The following is a 25,305-nucleotide window of genomic DNA, read 5'->3' as shown; positions in this document are numbered from 1 at the left end:
GGGTGGGCCTTACACATCAGATTCGGCCGCCCATTACGGAGTTCCACCTTACCGCCTGCCGGTCCTGGCGGCTTGCCATCCCATCACTCCCGACGCAGCACCGGGTCGTCCGGGTTCTGCTGTTCCAGCTCCGCCAGCAGGGCCTGGACCTTCTGCATCTGTCCCGCCTCGCGCCAGTAGCTGATCAGCGCCAGGCGTGCCTCGCGGTTCGTGGCGTCGCGTTCCAGCAACGCCTCCAGGCGATGGCAGGCCGCTTCCAGCTGACCGCTGTCGTGCAGGGCCACGGCGTAGACATAGTCGTACTGGCTGTTCTTCGGCTCCAGCCGGACCGCCTCGGCGAAGGCCTTGAGCGCCGCCGGCAGGTCACCCTTGCGTACCAGCATCAGGCCGTTGGCATGTTGCAGCAGGGCCGACTGCGGGTGGTCCTTCAGCCCCTGCTCCAGCAGGGCGCGTCCTTCCTCCCAGCGGAAATTGCCATCCAGCCATTGCACCAGGCTGACCAGCGCCGGCAGGAAGTTCGGGTCGCGCTGCAGTGCGGCGTGCAGGTGCGGCTCCACGGCATCGGTTCGGCCGTTGGCCTGGTACAGCGCGGCCAGGTTGAGGTTGGCTTCTGCACGCTCCTGCAGGCTGAGCTGCACGGCCTCGTATTCGGTGATGGCCTTGTCCCAGCTCTTCTCATAATTGCCGAGGCCGGTGGCGCGCATGCCCAGCAGCTCGTAGGCGGCGGCGATGCGCACGGCGCGCAGCGGGTCCCCCAGTAGCGGCGCCAGCAGGTTGCGGCGCTGCTCCGGCGGGACCAGGGCGGCGACCGCCTTGACCGCTGCTTCGCGCACCTGCGGCGCAGGGTGGGTCAGGTCGCGCGCGGCGGCCTTGAGGGCGCGTTCGCTGGGGTAGCGCGGCAGCTCGGCCAGCAGGGTGGCGCGGCGGATCGCCGGCAGGCCCCGGGATTCCAGCTGCTGGAACAGCGCTCGCGATGCGCCCGGCCTGCCATTGCGGATCAGCCACAGGCTCTCGTCATAGCGCGGCGCGGCGGGTTTGGCTTCGCCGTACCAATTGCGGAACTGCTCGGCGATCCTGTCTCCCGGCAGGTCGCGGTGGCAGCCGAGACAGGCGTCCGAGGTGCCCAGGCGCAGGGCCCGCGCCGGGTTGGGCAGGGTGAAGCCGTGGTCGTGGCGGTAGTCGTTGACCATGAAGAACTTGCCCGGCATGTGGCAGTCCACGCACTGCGAGCCGGCCTGGCCCTGGGCGTGGTGGTGGTGCTCGGGGGCGGTGTAGTCCTTCGCCTTGAGGCCCTTGCCGTCGACGCCGGCGACGGCCGTCTTGCCGGAGGGATTGTGGCACTGCAGGCAGACGCCGTTGCCGGGGGCCTTGAGCTCCGTGCTGTGGGGGTTGTGACAGCTGCTGCAGCGCACGCCCTTGGCGAACATCCGGCTCTGGGTGAAGGCGCCGTACTCGAACACCTCCTCCTTGATCTTGCCATCCAGTTCGTAGAGTTCGCGGGTCAGGGCGCTGGGCAGGTAGTCGTCCATCAGCCGCTGTTCGTTGTGGTAGCCGTCACCCAGGGGCGCGCGACGGGAGTGGCAACGGGCGCACGTCTCCACTTCGGTGATCCGCTCCGCGCGGCCGAGGTTGAGGGTGAATCCGGCATTGGCCGCGCGGTCGCGCTTGGCCACCCATTCCAGGTGCCGCGAAGCGGGGCCGTGGCAGGCCTGGCAGCCCACCCCGAGGCTGTTCCAGTGGCTGGCGAAACCGTCGCTGGCGGGGGCGTAGTTACGTTTGAAGCCGGTGGTGTGGCACTCCACGCACATGAAGTTGGCGTTCTGCTGCGGCTGGCTCCAGTGCAGCGGGTCCTTGAAGTCGACGCCCTGGCCCGGATAGAGGTGGAACCAGGCACGCCGCTCCACGTCCCAGGCGATGCCCAGGGCCTGCAAGCGACCGCCGGGGACTTCGATCAGGTACTGCTGCAGGGGCTCGACACCGAAGGCGTAGGCCACGCGGAAGTCCGCGGGCAGGCCGTCGGCTCCCGGGGTATTGACCCAGAAGCCGCCGTCCTTGCGGAAGAAGCGGGTGGTTTCTTTCTCGTCGCTGAAGCTGGCGTCATTGAAATCCCCCAGCACACTGGACTCGGTCGCTTCCTGCATGGCGAGCTGGTGGTGACTGCCTTCCCAGGCCTTGGCTTGGGGGACGTGGCAGCCGGCGCACTGGGCTTCATCCACCAGGCTGGCGGGCTGGACGGATGCGCTGGACTGCGGTGCCTTGTCCGGCAGGCCGTCGCCACCGCGTTCGAGGTACAGCCAGAGGCCCAGGCCGACCAGCAGCAGGAGGCCGGCCAGCACCGGGAATACGGGGCGTCGTGGCGCTTTGGCCGGGGGCGTTCCAGGGGCGATCTTCCGGGACTTCGACATGCAGACATCCGCTGTTCTGGCGAGCGTGCTTCACAGTGGCGTGCAGGTTCGGTGAATGCCCCGGAGCCCGTCAAGGCTGCATGACGATCCTCTCCATTGGCAGGAGGGGCGCAAGGGCAGGGAGCCGGCGCTACACCGGCTCCACCTTGAGCAGCACGCCGTCCTGACCGATGACGCGCACCTGGCTGCCAGCGGGCAGGTCAGGGCCGGCAACCAGCCAGACCGAGTCGCCGGCGCGGATCTTGCCACGCCCGCCGCTGATGGCTTCGTGCAGGGGGAACTGGCGGCCGATGAATTCCCGGCCGCGCTGGTTCAGGCCGGGTTGCTCGGAGGGCTTGGCGGAGCTGCGCTGGCGCCGCCACCAGTACACCGCGGTGAGGACCGAGAGCACGCCGAAGAGCAGGAACTGGATGGCCCAGTGCAGTTCCGGGACGACGAAGGTGATGACGCCGACACAGGCCGCGGCTATGCCTATCCACAGCAGGTAGCCGCCGGCGCCGAAGACTTCGAGGATCAGCAGCAGGGTGCCCAGGGCCAGCCAGTCCCAGTAGGTCAGGTGCTGGAGGTAGTTCCACATGGCTTCAACCCTTCTTGCCGTCGAAGGTGGCGCGAACGATCTCGCCGATGCCGCCCACGGCGCCGATCACCTGGCTGGCCTCCAGGGGCATCAGCACCACCTTGCTGTTGTTGGCACTGGCCAGCCTGCCCAGGGCCTCGACGTACTTCTGTGCGACGAAGTAGTTCACCGCCTGCACATTGCCCTGGGCGATGGCTTCGGACACCACGCGGGTCGCCGCGGCTTCGGCCTGGGCGGCGCGCTCCCGGGCTTCCGCTTCGAGGAAGGCCGCCTGGCGCTGGCCCTCGGCCTTGAGGATCTGCGCCTGCTTCTCGCCCTCGGCGGTGAGGATCTCCGCCTGGCGCCGGCCTTCGGCTTCGAGGATCTGCGCGCGTTTCAGGCGTTCGGCCTTCATCTGGCTGGCCATGGCTTCCACCAGGTCGGCTGGCGGGGTGATGTCCTTGATCTCGATGCGGGTGACCTTGATCCCCCAGGGCGCGGTGGCTTCGTCCACGGTGCGCAGCAGGCGCTCGTTGATGGCGTCGCGCTGGCTGAGCATGGCGTCCAGCTCCATGGAGCCGAGCACGGTACGGATGTTGGTCATCACCAGGTTGCGGATGGCGTGCTCCAGGTCGTTGACCTCATAGGCCGCCTGGGCGGCGTTGACCACCTGGAAGAAGCACACGGCGTCGATGGTGACGATGGCGTTGTCGGCGCTGATGGCTTCCTGCGGGGGGACATCCAGCACGCTTTCCATGACGCTGAGCTTGCGGCCGATGCGGTCCATCACCGGCACGATGATGTTCAGGCCCGGTTTGAGGGTGTTGGTGTAGCGGCCGAAGCGCTCCACCGTCCACTCGAAGCCCTGGGGCACGACCTTGAAGCCCATGAAGACGAGGGCGATCGCCAGGGCGACGAAAAGGATGACGACACTGCCGATTTCCATGGGAACTGCTCCGTTTGCTGGCTGTGGTTCCTGTAGCGACCGGGGCTTCTGCGCCCCAGCCGCCTAGCATTTCATTTCTGCTCGCTTTGTGGCGTGACCCGCAGCACTTCTTCGATGGTCGTCAGGCCGGTGGCGACCTTCTGCGCGCCGGACAGGCGCAGGCTGCGCATGCCTTCCTTGAAGGCGGCACGGCGCAGGGCGATGAGGTCGGTGTCGGCGGTGATCAGTGGCTTGATGCCGTCCGACAGCAGCATGATCTCGTACACCCCGGCGCGGCCGCGGTAGCCGGTATCGCGGCATTCCAGGCAGCCCACGGCGCGGTGGGCGCCGGTGGGCAGCGGTGCGTTCCAGGGCTTGGTGAGGCCATTCCAGTCGTCCTCGCGCAACTCCATCGGTGCCTTGCAGTGCGGGCAGAGGGTGCGCACCAGGCGCTGGGCCATGACCCCGAGCAGGGTGGCGCGCAGCAGGTAGTAGGGTACGCCCAGCTCCAGCAGGCGGGTGATGGCGCTGGGGGCGTCGTTGGTGTGCAGGGTGGAGAGCACCAGGTGGCCGGTAAGCGCCGCCTGGATGGCCATCTCGGCGGTTTCCAGGTCGCGGATCTCGCCGACCATGATGATGTCCGGGTCCTGCCGCATCAGCGCGCGCACGCCGCTGGCGAAGGTCAGGTCGATGTTGTGCTGCACCTGCATCTGGTTGAAGGCGCCCTCGATCATCTCGATGGGGTCTTCGATGGTGCAGACGTTCACCTCGCTGGTGGCCAGTTGCTTGAGGGTGGTGTAGAGGGTCGTGGTCTTGCCCGAGCCGGTGGGGCCGGTGACCAGGATGATGCCGTTGGGCTGGTTGGTCATGCTCTGCCAGCGGCGCAGGTCGTCCGGGGAGAAGCCGAGCTGGTCGAAGCTTTTCAGCAGCACTTCCGGGTCGAAGATCCGCATCACCATCTTCTCGCCGAAGGCGGTGGGCAGGGTGGACAGGCGCAGTTCCACCTCGCCGCCGTCCGGGGTCTTGGTCTTCACCCGGCCGTCCTGGGGCTTGCGCTTTTCGGCCACGTTCATCCGCCCGAGGCTCTTCAGGCGGCTGACCACCGCCATGGTGACCTGGGGCGGGAACTGATAGACGTTGTGCAGCACGCCGTCGATGCGGAAGCGCACCGTGCCCTGTTCGCGGCGTGGCTCGATATGAATGTCGCTGGCGCGCTGCTGGTAGGCGTACTGGAACAGCCAGTCGACAATGTTGACGATGTGCGCGTCGTTGGCGTCCGGCTCCTGTTCGCTGGAGCCGAGCTTGAGCAACTGCTCGAAGTTGCCCACGCCGCTGATCTTCTGGTCCACCGCGCTGGCGCCGCTGACCGACTTGGCCAGGCGGTAGAACTCCAGGGTGAACTTCTGGATGTCCACGGGATTGGCCACCACCCGCCGGATGGGGCGCTTGAGCACATGGGTCAGGTTGCCTTCCCAACTGGTCACGAAGGGCTGCCCGCTGGCGATGGTCACCCCTTCGCTGTCCACCGCCACGGCGAGGATCTTGTGGCGCTGGGCGAAGGCGTAGGACATCAGCGGGGTGATGGCGGCAACGTCGATCTTCAGCGGGTCGATGCGCAGGTAGGGCTGGCCGGCGAATTCGGCCAGCCAGCGGCTGAGGGTCTCAAGGTCGAGCTTCTTGCCGGGACGCTGGAGGTCGTCCACCTGCTGGCTGGCGAGGAATTCCAGGGGGTGCTGCTGGTTGTTCACCGCACTGCGGCGAATGGCCAGGCAATGCTCGGCCTGGTCCTGGCTCAGGCGGCCCTGGGCCACCAGTTCGCGCATCAGGTCGTTGAGGTCCAGCCAGCGGTCCTGGGCGGGTGAAGCAAAGGCGGACATGCGAGCTCCTCGGTCACGCTGCTCAGTCTGGAAGAGTAGTCGAACGCTCTTCTCGTAGGACGGCAAGCATGCCCGAATCGCCGCGGCACCGCTAAGCGCTGGATCAAGGAACGGGCGCGTGCTCCAGCTCCACCGAGAACACGCACACCTGCGAACGCATCTTCTGCGCGATGACCTCGGCCCGGTGCGGCGTCAGCCCGGGCTGGCGCAGCTGCACCAGCAGGTTGTCCCCCAGCCGGTTCACTTCCAGCCAGCGCGGCACCAGCTGCAGCTGGGCGAAGAAGCCGAGCAGGCGGCCGAGCACGTCCGCCTCGGCCTCGGCGAGGATGGCGAACTGCATCTCGCAGGCCTGGAGCTGGGCGGTGCGCGGGTGCCAGTGGTCGTCGCGGGTGACGGGAGCGGTCTGCAGGGTGAGCATCGGGGATTCCTCGGTAGGGACGCCGATAGTTTTCCAGCCTGCAGGGGAATTTTTCTGCCTGATTTAAGGGGTATGGCAAAATCTTTGGATAAACTTTCCGTGAAGAATTCAAAACTGGGAAATTTTATGTCCGTCACCCTGGATAACCACGACAAACGCATCCTCGAACTGCTGCAGGAGGACTCCAGCCTGTCCACCGCCGAGATCGCCGAACGGGTGGGGCTGTCCCAGTCGCCCTGCTGGCGGCGCATCCAGCGCCTCAAGGACGAGGGGGTGATCCGTCGCCAGGTGACCCTGCTGGACCGGCGCAAGATCGGCCTCAACGCGCAGATCTTCGCTCAGGTGAAACTCAACGCCCACGGGCGTTCCAACCTGACGGAGTTCGCCGAAGCCATGCAGCGCTTTCCGGAAGTGCTGGAGTGCCATGTGCTGATGGGCGCGGTGGACTTCATGCTGCGCATCGTCACCCGGGATATCGAGGCCTACGAGCGCTTCTTCTTCGAGAAACTGTCGCTGGTGCCCGGCATCCAGGAGGTGAACTCCATAGTCGCGCTGTCGGAGATCAAGTCGACCACCTGCCTGCCCGTCGAGTAGGTTGGCGCCGAGCCTGCGAGGCCCAACGATGCGGGGCACGCTGCGCGCGCCATGTTGGGCTTCGCTCCGCTCAGCGCCAACCTACGACGTCTTGCCGTCCGTCGCGGGAAGCGCCACCGCCTCCTGCACCAGCCTGCCCACCTGCTGGGGCGGATTCAGTCCCATGGACAGGTAGATGCCGGTCAGTTGATCGACACCCATCTCCGCCGGGCGCACCCATTCCACGGGGACATAGATCAGTCCGCCACCCACCGGGATGGGCGCGCTGGGCACCAGCACGGCGCAGTACTGGCGGCCGTTCAGTTCGAAGCTTTCCGGGCTGGGACGCAGGGCCAGCACCGCCGCGCCGTCGCCGCCGAAGAAGCACCAGACCGGGCTCATGGCGGCGATGTCGGCGTTCTTGCTGCGGTCCAGCAGGCTGACGAAACGGTCGGCCAGGTTGTACAGGCTGCCGATCAACGGTGCGCGGCGCAGGGTCATGTCCAGCAGCCAGGCCAGCGGCCGGCGCAGGCCGAGCTGCACCGCCAGGCCCAGGGGGTAGAGGCTGCCCAGCAGCACCAGGGTCCCGACCAGGTAGGCCAGGACCGGGTTGCTGGCGAAGTGTTGGCCCAGGGCGCCGAGGAGCTGGCCGACCAGGGTGGAGGGCCCCACCAGCTTGTTCAGCAGGCTGACCAGCCAGGCCAGCAGGGCCAGGGTCAGCACCAGCGGCAGCAGGGCCAGCAGGCCGGTAAGCCAGGTGGTGACCACGGAGCGGAAGCTTTGTCTGAACATGGCCGGGCTCCTCGACTTCAGCGCCTCAGCGGGTCAGCGCCTTCCAGCTGCGCAGGCTGATCAGGGTCTGCGCCTGTTCGCTGCGGGTGGCCAGCACTTCGGCGTCCAGCGGCTGGCCGGCCAGTTCGGCGAACTTCGCCAGCTCGCCGTAGCAGCGGTCGATCTCCACCACCTCCAGCACCTGGCGCGCCAGCCGCAGCCAGACCAGCAGGCGCTCCAGGCGCGGCAGCTGCTCGGCCAGGTCCTCGGGCTGGCGCTTGTAGAGTTCAGGTTTCAGCGCCTGGCCTTCCTCGCCGAGGAAACGCGGCAGCCAGTTGCCCAGGGTCGCCTGGCCCTGGCGAGTACCGCGGGCATTGCGTTCCACGGTCCAGGCGCGGGTCAGCAGCCAGCGGGAGGCATTGAGGGAGAACAGCCCCCAGCGGGTGCCGGCGAGTTCCTCGGCGAACTGTTGCGGGGCGGCATGGCGCGCGGCCTCGTCCTGCTCGCCGGCCTGGATGCGCGGCCGCCAGTCCTGCAGCAGGGCGTCCAGGGCTTCGCGCAGGCCGTGGCTGCTGGCGCGCGGCGCGGCCTGGCCGAGGCTGCCGAGCAGGGCGCGCAGGTCGACCAGTTGTTGCAGCCAGTCCACCAGCAGCTTCCAGTGGCTGTTGAAGCGGTACTGTTCGGCCAGGCGCTGGCTGGCGCCCAGCAGGTGCCAGGCGAGGGCGGCGAAGGCGTCGTCCAGCGCCAGTTCGGCCGACAGCGCCGGGGCCGGCAGGCTGAGGTGGTAGCTGTTGGCGTCGTAGAGGCGATAACCGCGCTCGGCCTTGCTGATGTCGCAGGGCATCAGCGGCAGGTCGGCGGCCAGTTCGGCGGCCAGCTCCAGCAGGGCTTCGGGCTCGCCCTGGCGCAGTTCCAGTTCCAGCTCGCAGATCTCTTCTTCCTGCTTGCCGGCGATCACCTTGCCCAGGTCCAGGGCGGCTTCGATCACCACCTTGGCCTTGCCGCGGCCCCAGGCGATCTCGGCCCGGTCGCGGTTGAAGTCGGTGGTGAAGATCGGGCCCAGCTGTTTCTTGTCCAGCTCGGCCAGGCTGGCCGGCCAGCAGTCGTCGGTGAGCTTCTTCGGGTCCAGTTTCGCTTTCGTCAGGTACCAGTCCCATTCGTTGCGCTCGGACAGCCCGGCCACGCTCTGGCCACGGGTCTTCAGGGTCTGGATGAACTGCTCGCCGTCGCGGCGCAGGCGCAGGGCCACGCGGGCCTGGGCCAGGTCGCGCTCAGGGGTGTCGAAATACTGGTTGAAGAGTTCGCGGCGTTCCCAGCCGGACTTGTTGCGCTTCTTCAGCAGCGGGTGGTCGCGCAGGGCTTCCAGGGTCTCGCGGCTGGCGCGAAGCTTGATTTCGGTCTCTTTGTTCATCGCCGGGATCTTTCAGGCGCAGCCAGGGGGTGGCTGCCAAGGCGGTGAAGTCTACAGGACAGGTCCGCGCCTTGCCGCAGCGGTTTCGTCCGGTGCGACCTTGGGGTAGGGGCTCGCGGCTCGCAATGAAACGTCAACAGACCCTATGATGGTTTCTCGTCCATGGAGGCCCCCGATGTCCTTGCCAGACCTGAAATCGCAGTTCGCCGCCCTGATCGCCGCACCCTCGGTGAGCTGCACCCAGCCCAACTGGGACCAGTCGAACCTGGCGGTGATCGAATTGCTGGCCGGTTGGCTCGGCGACCTGGGCTTCCGCTGCGAGATCCAGCAGGTGGCGCCGGGCAAGGCCAACCTGCTGGCCACCTACGGCAGCGGCCCCGGCGGCCTGGTGCTGGCCGGCCACAGCGACACCGTACCCTTCGACGCCAGCCTGTGGAAAACCGACCCGCTGAAGCTCAGTGAAGTGGGTGACCGCTGGTATGGCCTGGGTGTTTGCGACATGAAGGGCTTCTTCCCGCTCGCCATCGAAGCTGCGCGTGGCCTGCTGGACCAGCCGTTCCGCCAGCCGCTGATCATCCTCGCCACGTGCGACGAGGAAAGCTCCATGGCCGGCGCCCGCGCCCTGGCCCAGGCCGGGCGGCCCCTCGGCCGCGCGGCGGTGATCGGCGAGCCCACGGGGCTGAAGCCGATCCGCCTGCACAAAGGGGTGATGATGGAGCGCATCGACATCCTCGGGCAAAGCGGCCATTCCTCCGACCCCAGTCTCGGCCACAGCGCCCTGGAAGCCATGCACGCGGTGATGAGCGACCTGATCGAACTGCGCGGCCAATGGCAGCAGGAATTCCGCAACCCGCAGTTCACCGTGCCGCAGCCGACCCTCAACCTCGGTTGCATCCATGGCGGCGACAACCCCAACCGCATCTGCGGCCAGTGCAGCCTGGAGTTCGACCTGCGTCCGCTGCCGGGGATGAATCCGGATACCCTGCGCGCGGTGATCCGCCAGCGCCTGCGCCCGGTGGCCGAGCATTACCAGGTGAAGATCGACTTCAAGCCGCTGTTCCCGGCCGTGCCGCCCTTCGAGCAGTCACCGGAAAGTGATCTGGTGCGCCTGGCCGAGCGTCTTACCGGCCATACCGCGCAGGCGGTGGCCTTTGGCACCGAAGCGCCGTATCTTCAGCAGCTCGGTTGCGAGACCCTGGTACTCGGCCCCGGCGATATCGCCTGCGCCCACCAGCCGGACGAGCATCTCGAACTGTCACGGATCGAGCCTACCGTTGCGCTATTGCGCCAGCTCATCCAGCATTACTGCCTGCAATCCGCCACCAAGTCCTGACCGGGAGGGTTTCCGTTGATGCTCATGCGACGACGATAAAGCGCCGCCGTGTTTTCCTTCCCACATCGTTGGGAGCCGCACTCGTCATCTCGCTTAACCACAGGCTCACGGAACCATGCCCGATTACGTCAACTGGCTGCGTCACGCTTCCCCCTATATCAACGCCCACCGGGACTGCACCTTCGTGGTGATGCTGCCCGGTGAAGGCGTCGCCCACCCGAACTTCGGCAATATCGTCCACGACCTGGTGCTGCTGCACAGCCTGGGCGTGCGCCTGGTGCTGGTGCACGGTTCGCGTCCGCAGATCGAGGCGCGCCTTGCCGCGCGCGGCCTCACCCCGCACTTCCACCGCGACCTGCGAATCACCGATGGCCCCACCCTGGAATGCGTGATCGACGCCGTGGGCCAGTTGCGCATCGCCATCGAGGCGCGTCTGTCCATGGATATCGCCGCCTCGCCCATGCAGGGCTCGCGGCTGCGGGTGAGCACCGGCAATTTCGTCACCGCGCGGCCGATAGGCGTGGTCGACGGCATCGACTACCACCACACCGGTGAAGTGCGCCGGGTGGACCGCAAGGGCATCGGTCGCCTGCTGGACGAGCGCACCATCGTGCTGCTCTCGCCGCTGGGCTACTCGCCCACCGGAGAGATCTTCAACCTCGCCTGCGAGGACGTGGCCACCCGCGTGGCCATCGACCTGGGGGCGGACAAGCTGATCCTGTTCGGCGCCGAGCGCGGCCTGATCGACGAGTCCGGCAAGCTGGTCCGTGAACTGCGCCCGCAGCAGGTACCGCCGCATCTCGCGCGGTTGGGCAACAACTACCAGGCGGAACTGCTGGACGCCGCCGCCCAGGCCTGCCGCGAAGGGGTCAAGCGCAGCCACATGGTCAGCTACGCCGAGGACGGCTCCCTGCTCACCGAGCTGTTCACCCGCGACGGCGGCGGCACGCTGGTGGACCAGGAGCAGTTCGAGTCCCTGCGCGAGGCCACCATCGACGACGTCGGCGGCCTCATCGACCTGATTACCCCGCTGGAAGACCAGGGCATCCTGGTGCGCCGTTCCCGCGAGGTGCTGGAGCGGGAGATCGAGCAGTTCACCATCGTCGAGCGCGACGGCCTGATCATCGCCTGCGCGGCGCTCTACCCCATCGCCGACTCCGATGCCGGCGAGCTGGCGTGCCTCGCGGTGAACCCGGAGTATCGCCATGGTGGCCGTGGCGACGAGCTGCTGGAACGCATCGAGGAGCGTGCCCGGGCCGTGGGCCTGAAGACCCTGTTCGTCCTCACCACCCGTACCGCCCACTGGTTCCGCGAACGCGGCTTCCAGCCCAGCGGCGTCGAGCGCCTGCCGGTGGCGCGGGCGTCGCTGTACAACTTCCAGCGCAATTCGCAGATCTTCGAAAAGGCACTCTGACTTCCGCCCTCATATGGCGCGGACTGCTTTCCTGTAGGGGCGAATTCATTCGCCAAGGGCGGCGTAGCTGCCCCCCTCAGAACATTCGAAGGGCAGACCTTCGGCCTGCTTGGCGAATAAATTCGCCCCTACAGGTATGTGCCTGAGGGGCGATACGGCGATCAGTTGCTGATCAACCCCAGGATGCTCGCCTGGTAGGCGGCGATGAAGGTGTCGAAATCCACTTCCGGTTCGGCTTCCAGGTGCGCCTGCGCTTCCAGGGATTCACGGGCCAGGCTTTCGAAGCGGGCCTGGTCTTCCACGCTGAGGGGCTGGCTGCGGAAGTAGTCGGCGTGCTGGTGGCTGTAGCGCAGGGCGAACTGGCTGAAGCTCTCGCCGTTGGCGCGCAGCTCGGCCAGCACCCGGGCCGAGGGCGTGAGCTCCGGGTCGGCGACCTTGGCGCGCTGCGCGGCCAGGGCCTCGGCATGCTCCTGCCCGCCGTGGGCGGCGTCCAGAAGCTCGGCGGTGCGACTGATGCGGTCGAGCAGCTCAAGGGCCCATTCGGTCAGGCCGATGGCCTGGCCATGGCGTTGCAGCGTGAGGCCCGGTCGGCGGCCTTCCTTGACCACACGCTGGAAGTTGTCGGTGCAGCCCCGGCATTCCTCGCCGGCCATCGGCGGGCTGTCCTGCAGGGCGCAGAACAGCAGGAAGGCGTCGAGGAAGCGCGCCTCGGTCAGGTCGATGCCCAGCGGCAGGAAGGGGTTGATGTCCAGACAGCGCACTTCCACATACTGCACGCCACGGGCCATCAGCGCCTGGATCGGCCGCTCGCCGGTGTAGGTGACGCGTTTGGGGCGGATGCTCGAGTAGTACTCGTTCTCGATCTGGATCACGTTGGTGTTCAGCTGCACCCATTCGCCATTCTGCTTGGTGCCGATCTCGGTATAGGGCGGGTAGGGCGTGGACACCGCCTGGCGCAGGCTCGACAGGTAGCTGTCGAGGCTGTTGTAGCAGGGCGTGAGGCCGGCCTGGGCATTGTTCTGGTAGCCCAGGTCGCTCATCCGCAGGCTGGTGGCGTAGGGCAGGTAGAGGGTGTCGGCGTCCAGGCTGTCGAGATCGTGGGGGCGGCCGCGCAGGAAGCTCTTGTCCAGGGCCGGGGCGGCGCCGAACAGGTACATCAGCAGCCAGCTGTAGCGGCGGAAGTTGCGAATCATCGCGATATAGCGCGCCGACTGATACTCGCGGTCGCTCTGCGGGTCGCCTTCGGCCTGCTTGAGCAGCGGCCAGAGCGCCTCGGGCAGCGAGTAGTTGTAGTGGATGCCGGCGATGCACTGCATGGTCTTGCCGTAGCGCACGGCCAGACCCTTGCGGTAGACGTACTTCAGGCGACCGATGGGCGAATTGCCGTAGCGGGCGATGGGGATGTCTTCCTCCGCCGGCAGGCGGCAGGGCATGGACGGACTCCAGAGCAACTCGTCGCCGAGCTTGTCCAGGGTGAAGCGGTGGACCTTCTCCAGGTCCGCCAGGGTCTGCGCCGGATCGGTCTCGGCCGGGGTGATGAACTCCAGCAGGGATTCGGAATAGTCCGTGGTGATCTGCCCGTGGGTCAGGGCCGAGCCCAGGGCGGGGGAGTGTGGCGTCAGCGCCAGTTGGCCATTGCCGTCGACCCGCAGGCATTCACGCTCGATGCCATGCAGGCAGCGGGTGAGCAGGGTCAGGTTGGCGCGCTCGCCGAGCAGGGCCAGGCGGCGGGAAAGAAGATCGCTCAATTTGGAATCCTTCACGCGTCGGTCGCCCCAATATGGGGGTGGACCAAGCTGTCTACAAGAGGCGGACTTCGCCGCCGGCCGAAATACTTTTCCAACCGACGGCTCGCGTTGTCGCTTTGTCCAGAATAGAGCTTTGTCGCTGACCTGCGGTTACAGCTGGGCGAAGGTGCCTTGTCCCCGAGCGACCAGCTTGTCGCCCTGCAGCACGTCGGCTTCCACCACCAGGGTGCGTGTGCCGGCGTGCAGCACCCGCGCCCTGCAGATCACTTCGCCCTCCGCCACCGGGCGGATGTAGTTGATCTTGCATTCCAGGGTGGCGCTGCGCCGGTCGAAGCCGTGGCTGCTGGTACAGGCCAGCCCCATGGTGATGTCCAGCAGGGAGAAGATCGCCCCGCCGTGCATCACCTGGGCACGGTTGCGCAGGTTTTCGTCCATGGGCAGGCGAGCCTCGGCGACGCCGTCGCCCAGGCTCAGCGGCTCGATGCCCAGCAGCTTGCTGAAGGCGCTGGTGGTCTGCTGCTCGGTGAACTCCATGGTCATTTCTTCTTGATCTGCTTGGCGTTGGCGAAGAGCGAGGCCATGGCGCCGCTGGTCGGCGGTGCGCTGTGGCGCGGGGCACCCTGCTGCTGGCGCGGCTGGCCGCCCTGGCGGTTGCCGCCGCGTGGGCCCTCGACCTTCTCGCCGGGGGTGTCGCCCATGCGCATGGACAGGCCGACGCGGTTGCGCGGGATGTCCACTTCCATGACTTTGACGCGGACGATGTCTCCGGCCTTGACCACTTCGTACGGGTCCTTGACGAACTTCTCCGACAGCGCGGAGATGTGCACCAGGCCGTCCTGGTGGACGCCGATGTCGACGAAGGCGCCGAAGTTGGTGACGTTGGTCACCACGCCTTCCAGCACCATGCCGGGCTTGAGGTCCTTCAGGCTTTCCACGCCTTCCTGGAACTCGGCGGTCTTGAACTCGGGGCGCGGGTCGCGGCCGGGCTTGTCCAGTTCCTTGAGGATGTCGGTGACGGTGGGCAGGCCGAAGGTCTCGTCGGTGAACTTGGCCGGGTCGAGGCGCTTGAGAAAGCCCGAGTCGCCGATCAGCGAGCGGATGTCGCGGCCGGTACCTTCGGCGATGCGCTGCACCAGCGGGTAGGTTTCCGGGTGCACCGCGGAGGCGTCCAGCGGGTTGTCGCCGTTCATCACGCGGAGGAAGCCGGCGGCCTGCTCGAAGGTCTTCTCGCCCAGGCGGCTGACCTTCTTCAATTCATTGCGGGTCTTGAAGGCGCCGTTGGCGTCACGGTAGCTGACGATGTTCTGCGCCAGGGTCGCGTTGAGGCCGGAGATGCGCGCCAGCAGGGCGGCGGAAGCGGTGTTGACGTCCACGCCCACGGCGTTCACGCAGTCCTCGACCACGGCGTCCAGGCTGCGTGCCAGCTGCACCTGGGACACGTCGTGCTGGTACTGGCCGACGCCGATGGATTTCGGGTCGATCTTCACCAGTTCGGCCAGCGGGTCCTGCAGGCGGCGGGCGATGGACACCGCGCCACGCAGGGACACGTCCAACTCGGGGAATTCCCGCGCCGCCAGTTCCGAGGCGGAGTACACCGAGGCGCCGGCCTCGCTGACCATGATCTTGGTCATCTTCAGGGCGGGGTACTTCTTGATCAGCTCGATGGCCAGCTTGTCGGTCTCGCGGCTGGCGGTGCCGTTGCCGATGGCGATCAGGTCGACGCCGTGCTTGGCGCAGAGCTTGCCGAGGATCGCCAGGGTCTCGTCCCACTTGTTGTGCGGCACGTGGGGGTAGACGGTGGCGGTGTCCAGCAGCTTGCCGGTGGCGTCGACCACCGCCACCTTGCAGCCGGTGCGCAGGCCCGGGTCCAGGCCCAGGGTGGCGCGCGGGCCGGCCGGGGCGGCCAGCAGCAGGTCGTGCAGGTTGCGGGCGAAGACGTTGATCGCCTCGCCTTCGGCGGCTTCGCGCAGCTCGCCCAGCAGGTCGGTTTCCAGGTGGGTGTAGAGCTTGACCTTCCAGGTCCAGCGCACCACCTCGGCCAGCCACTTGTCGGCGGCGCGGCCCTGGTTCTGGACGCCGAAGCGCTCGCCGATCATCAGCTCGCAGGGGTGCATGGTGCCCGGCAGTTCCTCGCCGACCTTCAGGGCGATGCTCAGCACGCCCTCGTTGCGGCCACGGAAGATCGCCAGGGCACGGTGGGACGGCACGCCCTTGAGGTTCTCGTCATGCTCGAAGTAGTCGCTGAACTTGGCGCCTTCCTGCTCCTTGCCGGCTACCAGGCGGGCGGAGAGGGTGGCGTTGTCCTTGAGGAAACCGCGCAGGCTGGCGAGCAGGGTGGCGTCTTCGGCGAAGCGCTCCATGAGGATGTACTTCGCGCCCTCGAGCACCGCCTTGGTGTCGGCGAAGCCCTTCTCGGCGTCGATGAATCGCTCGGCTTCGGTTTCCGGGGTCAGGCTCGGGTCGTTGAACAGGGCATCGGCCAGTTCGCCGAGGCCGGCTTCCAGGGCGATCTGGCCCTTGGTGCGGCGCTTCTGCTTATAGGGCAGGTAGAGGTCTTCCAGGCGGGTCTTGGTGTCGGCGAGCTTGATCTCGCGCTCCAGCTCCGGGGTCAGCTTGCCCTGCTCGGTGATGCTGGCGAGGATCGCGCCGCGGCGGTCCTCCATTTCGCGCAGGTAGCGCAGGCGTTCTTCCAGGGTACGCAGCTGGGTATCGTCGAGACTGCCGGTGACTTCCTTCCGGTAACGGGCGATGAAGGGCACGGTGGAGCCTTCGTCCAGCAGTTCCACGGCAGCGGCGACCTGTTGCGGGCGCACACCCAGTTCTTCGGCGATGCGGTTGTTGATGCTATCCATTGAAAACACCTGCATGGGCGGCAGCCCGGGCCGTGCCACGGCGGCTACCGCGGAAAAACAGACCAGCGAGCCAGGGCTCGCCGGTGATGAAAGGCGCCGCATTATAAACATCGAGTTCCGAAGGGTAGGGAACCGTTCGGGGAAAAATCTGCTAACAATGGGCAAGCCGCGGCGCACTGCCAGCAAGCGATAATGCGCGGCTTGCATACAGGAGAAATCATGAGCAGCAACCCGACCGCTGAAGGCGAAAAGATCCTCATAGTCGATGACGACGCCCGTCTGCGCCGCCTCCTCGAGCGCTTTCTCGATGAGCAGGGCTTCCGCGTGCGCGCGGTGGAGAACGTCGAGCAGATGGACCGCCTGCTGGCTCGCGAACTCTTCAACCTGGTGGTGCTGGACCTGATGCTGCCCGGCGAGGACGGCATGTCGGCCTGCCGCCGGCTGCGCGCCACCAACAACCAGGTGCCGATCATCATGCTCACCGCCAAGGGCGACGAGTCCAGCCGCATCCAGGGGCTGGAGCTGGGCGCCGACGACTACCTGGCCAAGCCCTTCAATCCCCGTGAGCTGCTGGCGCGGATCAAGGCCGTGCTGCGCCGCCAGGCGCCGCAGGTGCCGGGCGCCCCGGCCAGCGAGGAGGAGAGCGTCAGCTTCGGCGAGTACGAGCTATCCCTCGCCACCCGCGAGCTGAAGAAGGGCGATAACGTGCAGATGCTCACCACCGGTGAGTTCGCCGTACTCAAGGCGCTGGTCCAGCACGCCCGCGAGCCGCTGACCCGCGACAAACTGATGAACCTGGCCCGCGGCCGCGAATGGGACGCCCTGGAGCGCTCCATCGACGTGCAGATATCCCGTCTGCGCCGGCTGATCGAACCGGACCCTTCCAAGCCGCGCTACATCCAGACCGTCTGGGGCGTCGGCTACGTGTTCGTACCCGATGGCAACAAGTGAACGCGCGGCGGGGGTTCCCGCCGCCGGGCAACCCAGGGTGGTGATGCGCACCCCCTACTGGTTCCCGCAGAGCTTCTTCTCCCGCACCCTCTGGCTGGTGCTCATCGTCGTGCTGTTTTCCAAGGCGCTGACCCTGGTCTACCTGATGATGAACGAGGATGTGCTGGTGGATCGCCAGTACAGCCACGGTGCGGCGCTGACCCTGCGCGCCTACTGGGCCGCGAGCGAAGAAGAACGCCATGACCTGGCCAAGGCCGCCGGGCTCAAGCGGGTCACCCGCGATGCCGTGCCGGCCAGCGAGCAGCACTGGCCCTACAGCGAGATCTTCCAGCGCCAGATGCAGGCCGAGCTCGGCCCGGGCACCGAGGTGCGCCTGCGCGCCCAGAGCCCGCCGGCGCTCTGGGTCCACGCCCCGGAGCTGGGCCCGGACTGGGTGCGCATCCCGCTTTATCCACACCCCCTGCGTGGCCAGCGTATCTGGAGCGTGCTCGGCTGGTTCCTCGGCATCGGCCTGCTCTCCACCGCTGCCGCCTGGATCTTCGTGCGCCAGCTCAATGCACCCCTCAAGCGCCTGGTCTTCGCCGCCCGCCAGGTGGGCCAGGGCCGCAGCGTGCGGCTGCCGGTGAGCGACACGCCGAGCGAAATGGCCGAGGTGTACCGCGCCTTCAACCAGATGGCCGAAGACGTCGAACGTGGCGCCCGCGAGCGCGAGCTGATGCTGGCCGGTGTTTCCCATGACCTGCGCACGCCGCTGACGCGCCTGCGGCTGTCCCTGGAGCTGATGAGCAATGACTCCGAACTGACCGAGGACATGGTCCGCGACATCGAGGACATGGACGCCATCCTCGACCAGTTCCTCGCCTTCATCCGCGACGGCCGCGACGAGCGTGTCGAAGAGCTCGACCTGAGCGAACTGGTGCGCGAGGTGGTGGCGCCCTACAACCAGCAGCAGGAACAGGTGCGCCTGTGCCTGGAACCGTTGCCGCCGTTTCCGCTGCGGCGGGTTTCGATCAAGCGCCTGCTGGTGAACCTGATCGAGAATGCACTGCGATATGGCGGCAACGGCGTCGAAGTGGCGGCCTTCCTGGCCGGAGATAACGCCGCGCCCTACGTGGTGCTGAGCGTGCTCGACCGTGGCGCCGGCATCGACCCCGCGGAACTTCAGGACATCTTCAACCCCTTCATCCGCGGCGACCGCGCCCGTGGCGGCAAGGGCACCGGTCTGGGCCTGGCCATCGTCAAGCGCATCGCCGCCCAGCACGGCGGCAGTGTCGAGTTGCGCAACCGCTCCGGCGGCGGCCTGGAAGCGCGGGTCTGCCTGCCCCTGGGGCTAATGCTCCCCCGCGACGCTGTGTAGGTTCCTACGAAAAGGGCCTGCGCTTCGGCCATGCGTTGTCAGAAATCGGTGAGAAATGCTCATTGACAGGCGTCAACTCCGCTTTCTCACCGATTTCCTCCTAGCCTGGCCTTTGCTCGGCTCCTTTTCGTGCGGAACGGAATACCGTGGGTGCGCCACTGGCCAATGCGTAGGATGGGTCGGGCGGCGCTCCGCGAGCGGAGCGATACCCATGCGGACGGGGCTGATGGGTATCGCAAGCTCCACCCATCCACGAACTTAAATCCCGTCTGTCACAGATTCGGACCTGCCATCGGGGGTCATCTCATCGCGCCATTCGATCGGGCTACGCTTGGTCGGCTGTGGGCTATTCTCAGCTTGCGCATCGACATGAGGTCAGTATGCCAGCTGCTCCCTTCCGACTTCCCCAATGGACCTGGTGGTTGCCGTTGCCGCTGCTGCATCTGGCTACCTGGGTGTCCCTCGCGACGCAGGCCAGCAGTGGCCTGGCCGTTTGGTACCTGCCCTTCGCCCTCGGTCTGGTGTTCAGCCTCTGGTGGGGCGCACGGGTGCTGCCCGCGATCTACTTCAATGCGCTGCTCAGTGTCCCGCTCTGGGACATGGACTGGTACTGGGCGCCGCTCTATGCCGTGCCGGAAACCCTCGCGGTCGTCGTCGGCTGGTGGTCCCTCAGGCGCGCCGGCTGCCATGCCGACCTACGGGACTTCGGCGAGCTGCTGCGCTTCATGGTCTGTGGTGTGCTGCTGCCGGTCACCCTGCTGATCTATGGCGAACAGGCGGCGCTGGTGCTCACCGGCAACACCTCGCCGGAGAGCTGGGGCAGCGCCGCGATGCTGATCTGGCCCGGCGCCAACCTGACCACCCTGGCCGTGAGCCTGCCGCTGCTCACCTACCTGACGCCGCCGCTCAGCCGCCGTGGCTGGGTGCCGGAGCCCGTGCAGGTGCACTCGGAGGCCCTGTACCGCCTGCCGCCCTGGCCGCTGCTGCTGGCCCTGGCGCTGCTGATCCCCTGGTTGCTGACCCTGGTGCCGCCGATCCTCACCTTGCCGCCCATCGGCCTGATGATGCTCGGCCTCGCCCTGGTCTGGGGCTTTCCCGGCGCCCTCTGCGGCGCGGGCCTCACCGCCGTGACCGTGCTGGCCCTGCCGCTGCTGCGCCAGCTGGGCGTGAGTTCCCCCATGGTGGAATCGCAGTGGGGCGTGGAGCTGTATTTCAGCGTGCTGCTGCTGATGATGTCCGCCCTGCTGGTGGGCCGCAGCCTGAGCGACCTGCGCCTGGCCCTCGGCCGCCGCGACGAAATGCAGAAGGAACTGGCGCTTTCCAATCTGGCGCTGCAGGCCAGCCCCCTGGGGGTGACCATCGCCGACGCGCGCCAGCCCGACCAGCCGCTGATCTACTGCAACCCGGCCTTCGAGCAGATGAGCGGCTACCCGCGGGAAGAAGCCCTGGGCAACAACTGGCGTTTCCTCCTGCACCACGACCGCAACCAGTCCGAGCTGCCGCGCCTGCAGGCCGCCCTGCAGCGCGGCGAACAGTGCCACCTGGTGCTGCGCAACTACCGCAAGGACGGCAGCCTGTTCTGGAACGAAATCACCGTGGCGCCCATGCGCGACGAACTCGGCATCAGCCACTTCGTCGCCTTGCAGCACGACGTCAGCAACCGCGAGATGCTTTCCGAGGAGCTGGACACCCGGCGCGACGAATTGCTGCGCCAGACCCATCTGCTGAACCAGACCGAGGCCATCGCCGACATCGGCAGCTGGGTGCTGGACATCACCACCCTGAAAATGGCCTGGAGCGAGGGCAGCTTCCGCATCTGCGAACTGGACCCCAGCGCCGGTGCGCCAAGCCTCGGGCAGATGCTGAGCTACTTCGACCCGGCGAGCCGCGCCCTGCTGGAGGACACTCTGGAGCAATGCCTGCGCAGCGCCGAACCCTTCGACGTGGAATTGCGCTTGCAGGCCGCGCGGGGCACTCCGCGCTGGGTGCGCATCAAGGGCCTGGCCGAGCACGACGGCGACCAGGTGATCCGCATCTACGGCGCGATGCTCGACCTGACCAGCCAGAAACGCGCCGAACGCCTGCAGCATGAGCGCGACAAGCACCTGCACCTGTTCTTCGAGGCGCCGCTGATCGGCATGGCCCTGTGTACACCGGACCAGCGCTGGGAAGAGGTCAACTACAAGCTCTGCAGCATCCTCGGCCGTTCCCGTGAGCAACTGCGCGGCGTCGACTGGATGAGCATGACCTTCGCCGAGGACCGCGTCGCCGAAGAAGCCCTGCTGGAGGAGGTGCGCAAGGGCGAGCGCGATGGCTACGAACTGGACAAGCGTTTCATGAAGGGGTCGGGTGGCACCGTGCACACGCGGGTCAACGTGCGTGGCGTGCGCGACCTGGACGGCCAGCTCTATGCCCTGCTGGCGCTGGTGGAGGACATCAGCGCCCGCCATGAGGCCGAGGCGCGCTACCGCACCCTGGTGGAGCACGCCCCGGAGGCCATCCTGGTGTTCGACCCGCAGCACGGCATAGTCGAGGCCAACGAGAACGCCGCGCGCCTGTTCGGCCTGCCCCGCGAGCAGCTGCGGGGCCAGATGCCCACCACGTTCAGCCCGCCACTGCAGGCCGACGGCCAGTCATCGCGGGAGGTGGGCAACGCCCACACCCGCGCAGCGCTCAAGGGCGACACGCCGACCTTCGACTGGCTGATGCGCGACGTGAATGGCCGCGTGCGCCCCTGCGAAGTCCGCCTGGTGCGCCTGCCCGGCGAGGGGCGGCCGCTGATCCGCCTGAGCATCACCGACATCTCCGAACGCCAGCGCTACCAGCGCGAGATCGAACGCCTGGCCTACAGCGACGAACTCACCGGCCTGCCGAACCGCCGCCTGCTGCTCGACCGCCTGCAGCACGCCATGGCCCGCGAGAAGCGCGAAGGCCGCTACGGCGCGCTCCTGTTCATCGACCTCGACCACTTCAAGACGGTCAACGACAGCCTTGGCCACCCGGTGGGCGACGCCCTGCTGCGTGACGTCACCGCGCGCCTGGCCGGTTGCCTGCGCAATGAGGACACCCTGGCGCGCCTGGGCGGCGACGAATTCGTGGTGTTGCTGGAAGCCCTGGCCGATGCCCCGGAACAGGCCGGCAAGCTCGCCGCAGAGGTGGGCGACAAGCTGCTGCAGAGCCTGCATGGCAGCTACAGCATCGGCGAGCACGAACTGGTGGTCAGTGCCAGCATCGGCATCGCCCTGCACCCCTTCACCGAGCAGGTCGCCGCCGACGTGCTCAAGCAGGCGGATACCGCCATGTACCGGGCCAAGCAGTCCGGCCGCAACGCACTGCACTTCTTCGCCCCGGAGATGCAGGCCGCCATCGACCAGCGCCTGCAGCTGCAGAGCGAACTGCGCCAGGCCATCGATCGCGGCCAGCTGAGCCTCGTGTTCCAGCCGCAACTGGCCCTGGCCGATGGCCGGGTGCTGGGCGCCGAGGCGCTGATGCGCTGGCACCACCCCAGCCGTGGCGAGGTGCCGCCCGCGCAGTTCATTCCGCTGGCCGAAGAGACCGGGCTGATCATCGAACTGTCGGACTGGATGCTGGAAAGCGCCTGCCGCTGCCTGGCCAACTGGCAGGCCGAGTGGCCCTGGCTGGTGCTGGCGATCAACGTCAGTCCGCGCGAGCTGCGCAAGCCGGGCTTCGTCGAGCGCATCCGCAATGCCCTGGAACGCCACGGCGTCCCGGCTGGCCGTCTGGAGCTGGAGATCACCGAAGGCAGCCTGCTGGAAGAGGTGGAACAGTGCATTTCGGCCATGCAGGCGCTCAAGGTGCTGGGCGTGCGCTTCGCCATCGACGACTTCGGCACGGGCTATTCATCCCTTGCCTACCTCAAGCGGCTGCCCCTTGATCGCCTGAAGATCGACCGCAGTTTCGTCGACGGCCTGACCAGCGACGCCAGCGACCTCGCCCTGGTGGAAACCATCCTGGCCATCGGCCGCAACCTGGGCCTGGAGTGCATCGCCGAAGGCATCGAGAGCGAGGAGCAATTGGCCATGCTGCGTCAGCGTGGCTGCGAGCTTGGCCAGGGCTATCACTTCAGCCGGCCGCTGGATGAGGAGGGCTTCCAGGGCTGGATCCGCGAGCGAGCCGGTCGGCCGCTGATGGCCGGGAGCCTGTAGGACAGACAGTGAAAACACATCTTGTAGGGTGGGCTTTAGCCCACGCTGACCTCCCCTGGTGGGCTGAAGCCCACCCTACGGGACTGCCGTGCTTCTCCTGTGGGGGCGATTTCAATCGCGATTGGCCAGCGGAGCTGGCCCCGGGTGAGTCCGCAGGGCGGACCTGCGGCCCGCTTAGCGAATGAATTCGTACAGGTTTCAGGTCGTAGGATGGGTGGAGCTTGCGATACCCATCAGCCCCGTCCGCATGGGTATCGCTCCGCTCCACCCATCCTACGTAGCTGGATTCGCGAGCGGGAGGGCCGGCAGCTGATGGAAAGGAGCCTGTAGGAGCGATTTCAATCGCGATTGGCCAGCGGAGCTGGCCCCATGTGAGTCCGCAGGGCGGGCCTGCGGCCCGCTAAGCGAATGAATTCGCCCCCACAGCTATCAGGTGAAGGTCGGCGTCGACATCCCTGTCGCAGCAGCGTCGCTTCGCCCACCCCCGGCCCGGTCATCCATGGCCGGTCGTTCGCCGGGGCAACGCATGCGTTGCCTCATCCGGCTCACCCCTTCCCCTTGGTGCGTGTCGAGTTGGGGCAGGCGTTCTTTTCCAGGTGCTCGATGATGATGCCGGCTACATCCTTGCTGGTAGTGGTCTCGATGCCTTCCAGGCCGGGGGAGGAGTTCACCTCCATCACCAGCGGCCCATGATGTGAACGCAGGATATCCACACCCGCCACCGCCAGGCCCATGACCTTGGCGGCGCGGATGGCGGTCATGCGTTCTTCCGGGGTGATCTTGATCAGGCTGGCGCTGCCGCCACGGTGCAGGTTCGAGCGGAACTCGCCGGGCTTGGCCTGGCGCTTCATCGCCGCGATCACCTTGTCGCCCACCACGAAGCAGCGGATGTCGGCGCCGCCGGCCTCGCGGATGTATTCCTGGACCATGATGTTCTGCTTCAGGCCCATGAAGGCCTCGATCACCGATTCGGCCGCCTTCTCCGTTTCGCAGAGCACCACTCCGATGCCCTGGGTGCCTTCCAGCACCTTGATCACCAGCGGGGCGCCATTGACCATGCGGATCAGGTCGGGGATGTCGTCCGGCGAGTGGGCGAAGCCGGTCACCGGCAGACCGATGCCCTTGCGCGAGAGCAGTTGCAGCGAACGCAGCTTGTCCCGCGAGCGGGTGATGGCCACCGACTCGTTGAGCGGGAATACCCCCATCATCTCGAACTGACGCAATACGGCGCAGCCATAGAAGGTGACCGAGGCGCCGATGCGCGGGATCACCGCGTCGAAGCCTTCCAGCGGCTGGCCGCGATAGTGGATCTGCGGCTTGTGGCTGGCGATGTTCATATAGGCGCGCAGGGTGTCTATCACCACCATCTCATGGCCGCGCTGCTGGCCGGCCTCTACCAGGCGGCGAGTCGAATACAGGCGCGGATTGCGCGATAACACGGCGATTTTCATTGGGCACCCGGAAGGGAAAGAGTCGGTTTTTCCTGAACGTAGGTAAGGGCCGGATTGACCACCAGCTGTGCCTGCACCAGGGCTTTGGAGCCCAGCAGTACGCGGTAGCGCATGGTCTTGCGGCAGGCCAGGGTGAACTCGATGGGCCAGACCCGGTCACCCAGCGCAACCTTGGTGCGGATGACATAGCGGGTCTGCGCCTGGCCGTTGGAGCTTTTTATGGTCTTCACCGAAACCACCTGCGCCTCGCACCGGTGACGCCGCTGCACCAGGGTGCCGAGGTGCGCGGTGAACCGTACCCAGCGCTCGCCGTGCTTCTCGAACGGCACGATGTCGCTGGCGTGCAGGGTGGAGGTGCTGGCCCCGGTATCGATCTTCGCGCGCAGTCCGACCATGCCGAGATCCGGCAGGGCGATCCACTCACGGAGTCCGATCACGGAGAGATGGTCGAAAGTCTTCACTGCAGGCTTTCCGGTAAAGTTGGCGCATTCTAGTGGGGCCATGTGACAACTGCACCTGGACCCTGGCTGAGCTTAGACCGGGCTGGCGATTGAGGCAGCCCGGGTGCGATGGAAATGAGTCATGAGTGAAAAAGACCGCAAAGACGATGACAAGGTGCGCCTCGACAAATGGCTCTGGGCCGCGCGCTTCTACAAGACCCGCGCCCTGGCCAAGGAAGCGATCGAAGGTGGCAAGGTCCACCACCACGGCGAGCGCTGCAAGCCGTCCAAGGAACCGAGAGTCGGCGACGAGTACGTGATCCGCGCCGGCTTCGACGAGCGCACCGTGGTGGTTCGCGCCCTCTCCGCGGTACGCCGGGGCGCCCCCGAGGCGCAGTTGCTCTATGAAGAAACCGCCGAGAGCCTGGCCAAGCGCGAGGAAGCTGCCGCGCTGCGCAAGGCGGGCGCCCTGGGCATCCAGACCGACGGCCGGCCGACCAAGAAACAGCGGCGGCAGATCCACTTCCTGCGTGGCGGTCATGAGTGAAACCGATCGATAGAAAACGCCCGCGCCGGCGATAGATAGCCGGCCCTTGGTCGACCCATCGATTTGCGCCTAAAATTGCCAGCCTTTCGGCCACTCTGGCCAAAACGCAG

At 67.0% G+C, this 25,305-nt stretch carries 19 protein-coding genes; 7 read left to right on the top strand and 12 right to left on the bottom strand.

Translation table 11 applies throughout. The features are described 5' to 3' along the window. Positions 1 to 83: 83 nt before the first annotated feature. From ACFW0H_RS23410 to ACFW0H_RS23390, 5 genes are all read right to left on the bottom strand, one after another. Positions 84 to 2,405 (bottom strand): cytochrome c3 family protein, encoded by a 2,322-nt coding sequence (locus ACFW0H_RS23410; protein ID WP_422916243.1) that lies wholly within the window; start codon positions 2,403 to 2,405, stop codon positions 84 to 86. A gap of 130 nt (positions 2,406 to 2,535) precedes the next feature. Next, on the bottom strand, positions 2,536 to 2,982 hold the full coding sequence (locus ACFW0H_RS23405; RefSeq protein ID WP_422916242.1) for an NfeD family protein: 447 nt from the start codon (positions 2,980 to 2,982) through the stop codon (positions 2,536 to 2,538). Positions 2,983 to 2,986: 4 nt separating this feature from the next. Next, positions 2,987 to 3,907, bottom strand: a complete 921-nt coding sequence (locus ACFW0H_RS23400; RefSeq protein WP_422916241.1) for an SPFH domain-containing protein — start codon at positions 3,905 to 3,907, stop codon at positions 2,987 to 2,989. A gap of 71 nt (positions 3,908 to 3,978) precedes the next feature. After that, positions 3,979 to 5,763 (bottom strand): GspE/PulE family protein, encoded by a 1,785-nt coding sequence (locus ACFW0H_RS23395; RefSeq protein WP_422916240.1) that lies wholly within the window; start codon positions 5,761 to 5,763, stop codon positions 3,979 to 3,981. A gap of 103 nt (positions 5,764 to 5,866) precedes the next feature. Continuing rightward, the gene (locus ACFW0H_RS23390; RefSeq protein WP_422916239.1) at positions 5,867 to 6,181 is read right to left on the bottom strand and encodes a hypothetical protein; all 315 of its coding nucleotides are present in this window, start codon (positions 6,179 to 6,181) and stop codon (positions 5,867 to 5,869) included. Between the two features lie 126 nt (positions 6,182 to 6,307). Here ACFW0H_RS23390 and ACFW0H_RS23385 point away from each other — a divergent pair, with 126 nt between their 5' ends. Next, a complete protein-coding gene (locus ACFW0H_RS23385; RefSeq protein WP_422916238.1) occupies positions 6,308 to 6,775 on the top strand; it encodes an Lrp/AsnC family transcriptional regulator in 468 nt (155 codons plus the stop codon). Positions 6,776 to 6,856: 81 nt separating this feature from the next. Here the strand turns inward: ACFW0H_RS23385 and ACFW0H_RS23380 are convergent, their stop codons facing one another. Together ACFW0H_RS23380 and ACFW0H_RS23375 are read right to left on the bottom strand one after the other, a co-directional pair. After that, complete coding sequence (locus ACFW0H_RS23380) at positions 6,857 to 7,546, bottom strand: DUF502 domain-containing protein (protein WP_422916237.1); 690 nt, start codon at positions 7,544 to 7,546, stop codon at positions 6,857 to 6,859. Between the two features lie 25 nt (positions 7,547 to 7,571). After that, on the bottom strand, positions 7,572 to 8,936 hold the full coding sequence (locus tag ACFW0H_RS23375; protein WP_422916236.1) for a CYTH domain-containing protein: 1,365 nt from the start codon (positions 8,934 to 8,936) through the stop codon (positions 7,572 to 7,574). A 175-nt stretch (positions 8,937 to 9,111) separates the two neighbouring features. Between ACFW0H_RS23375 and argE the strand changes: the two genes are divergently transcribed. After that, entirely contained in the window at positions 9,112 to 10,269 is a 1,158-nt protein-coding gene (gene argE, locus ACFW0H_RS23370) for an acetylornithine deacetylase (protein WP_422916235.1), read from the top strand. A gap of 115 nt (positions 10,270 to 10,384) precedes the next feature. Further along, positions 10,385 to 11,683, top strand: coding sequence for an amino-acid N-acetyltransferase (argA, locus tag ACFW0H_RS23365; RefSeq protein WP_422916234.1), 1,299 nt, complete (start codon positions 10,385 to 10,387; stop codon positions 11,681 to 11,683). Positions 11,684 to 11,844: 161 nt separating this feature from the next. Here the strand turns inward: argA and gshA are convergent, their stop codons facing one another. From gshA to ACFW0H_RS23350, 3 genes are all read right to left on the bottom strand, one after another. Next, on the bottom strand, positions 11,845 to 13,431 hold the full coding sequence (gene gshA, locus ACFW0H_RS23360) for a glutamate--cysteine ligase (RefSeq protein ID WP_422916233.1): 1,587 nt from the start codon (positions 13,429 to 13,431) through the stop codon (positions 11,845 to 11,847). Between the two features lie 150 nt (positions 13,432 to 13,581). Next, the gene (locus tag ACFW0H_RS23355) at positions 13,582 to 13,965 is read right to left on the bottom strand and encodes a PaaI family thioesterase (protein ID WP_422916232.1); all 384 of its coding nucleotides are present in this window, start codon (positions 13,963 to 13,965) and stop codon (positions 13,582 to 13,584) included. Between the two features lie 2 nt (positions 13,966 to 13,967). After that, positions 13,968 to 16,283: a Tex family protein gene (locus ACFW0H_RS23350; RefSeq protein WP_422916231.1), complete on the bottom strand. Its 2,316-nt coding sequence runs from the start codon at positions 16,281 to 16,283 to the stop codon at positions 13,968 to 13,970. A 219-nt stretch (positions 16,284 to 16,502) separates the two neighbouring features. On the opposite strand from ACFW0H_RS23350, the gene ompR reads away from it, so the two are divergent. The 3 genes from ompR to ACFW0H_RS23335 all read left to right on the top strand — a co-directional run bounded on the left by ompR (position 16,503) and on the right by ACFW0H_RS23335 (position 22,757). Continuing rightward, positions 16,503 to 17,234 (top strand): osmolarity response regulator transcription factor OmpR, encoded by a 732-nt coding sequence (gene ompR, locus ACFW0H_RS23345; protein ID WP_422916230.1) that lies wholly within the window; start codon positions 16,503 to 16,505, stop codon positions 17,232 to 17,234. Positions 17,235 to 17,277: 43 nt separating this feature from the next. After that, positions 17,278 to 18,591: an ATP-binding protein gene (locus ACFW0H_RS23340; RefSeq protein WP_422916261.1), complete on the top strand. Its 1,314-nt coding sequence runs from the start codon at positions 17,278 to 17,280 to the stop codon at positions 18,589 to 18,591. A gap of 380 nt (positions 18,592 to 18,971) precedes the next feature. Further along, complete coding sequence (locus ACFW0H_RS23335; protein WP_422916229.1) at positions 18,972 to 22,757, top strand: bifunctional diguanylate cyclase/phosphodiesterase; 3,786 nt, start codon at positions 18,972 to 18,974, stop codon at positions 22,755 to 22,757. 545 nt (positions 22,758 to 23,302) lie between these two features. Here ACFW0H_RS23335 and rimK read toward each other — a convergent pair. Next, the gene (gene rimK, locus ACFW0H_RS23330) at positions 23,303 to 24,208 is read right to left on the bottom strand and encodes a 30S ribosomal protein S6--L-glutamate ligase (RefSeq protein ID WP_422916228.1); all 906 of its coding nucleotides are present in this window, start codon (positions 24,206 to 24,208) and stop codon (positions 23,303 to 23,305) included. Then, positions 24,205 to 24,669 carry a retropepsin-like aspartic endopeptidase RimB gene (gene rimB, locus ACFW0H_RS23325; protein ID WP_422916227.1) on the bottom strand — a complete coding sequence of 155 codons (465 nt, stop codon included), beginning with the start codon at positions 24,667 to 24,669 and terminating at the stop codon, positions 24,205 to 24,207. Before rimB ends, rimK begins: the two co-directional genes overlap by 4 nt. Before the next feature lie 121 nt (positions 24,670 to 24,790). Here rimB and ACFW0H_RS23320 point away from each other — a divergent pair, with 121 nt between their 5' ends. After that, positions 24,791 to 25,195, top strand: a complete 405-nt coding sequence (locus ACFW0H_RS23320; RefSeq protein ID WP_422916226.1) for an RNA-binding S4 domain-containing protein — start codon at positions 24,791 to 24,793, stop codon at positions 25,193 to 25,195. The last annotated feature ends 110 nt before the right edge of the window (positions 25,196 to 25,305 follow it).

Source organism: Metapseudomonas cellulosilytica, from assembly GCF_049334135.1.
Taxonomy (GTDB): Bacteria; Pseudomonadota; Gammaproteobacteria; order Pseudomonadales; family Pseudomonadaceae; genus Metapseudomonas.
This window is presented reverse-complemented; position numbering and strand designations above follow the sequence as displayed.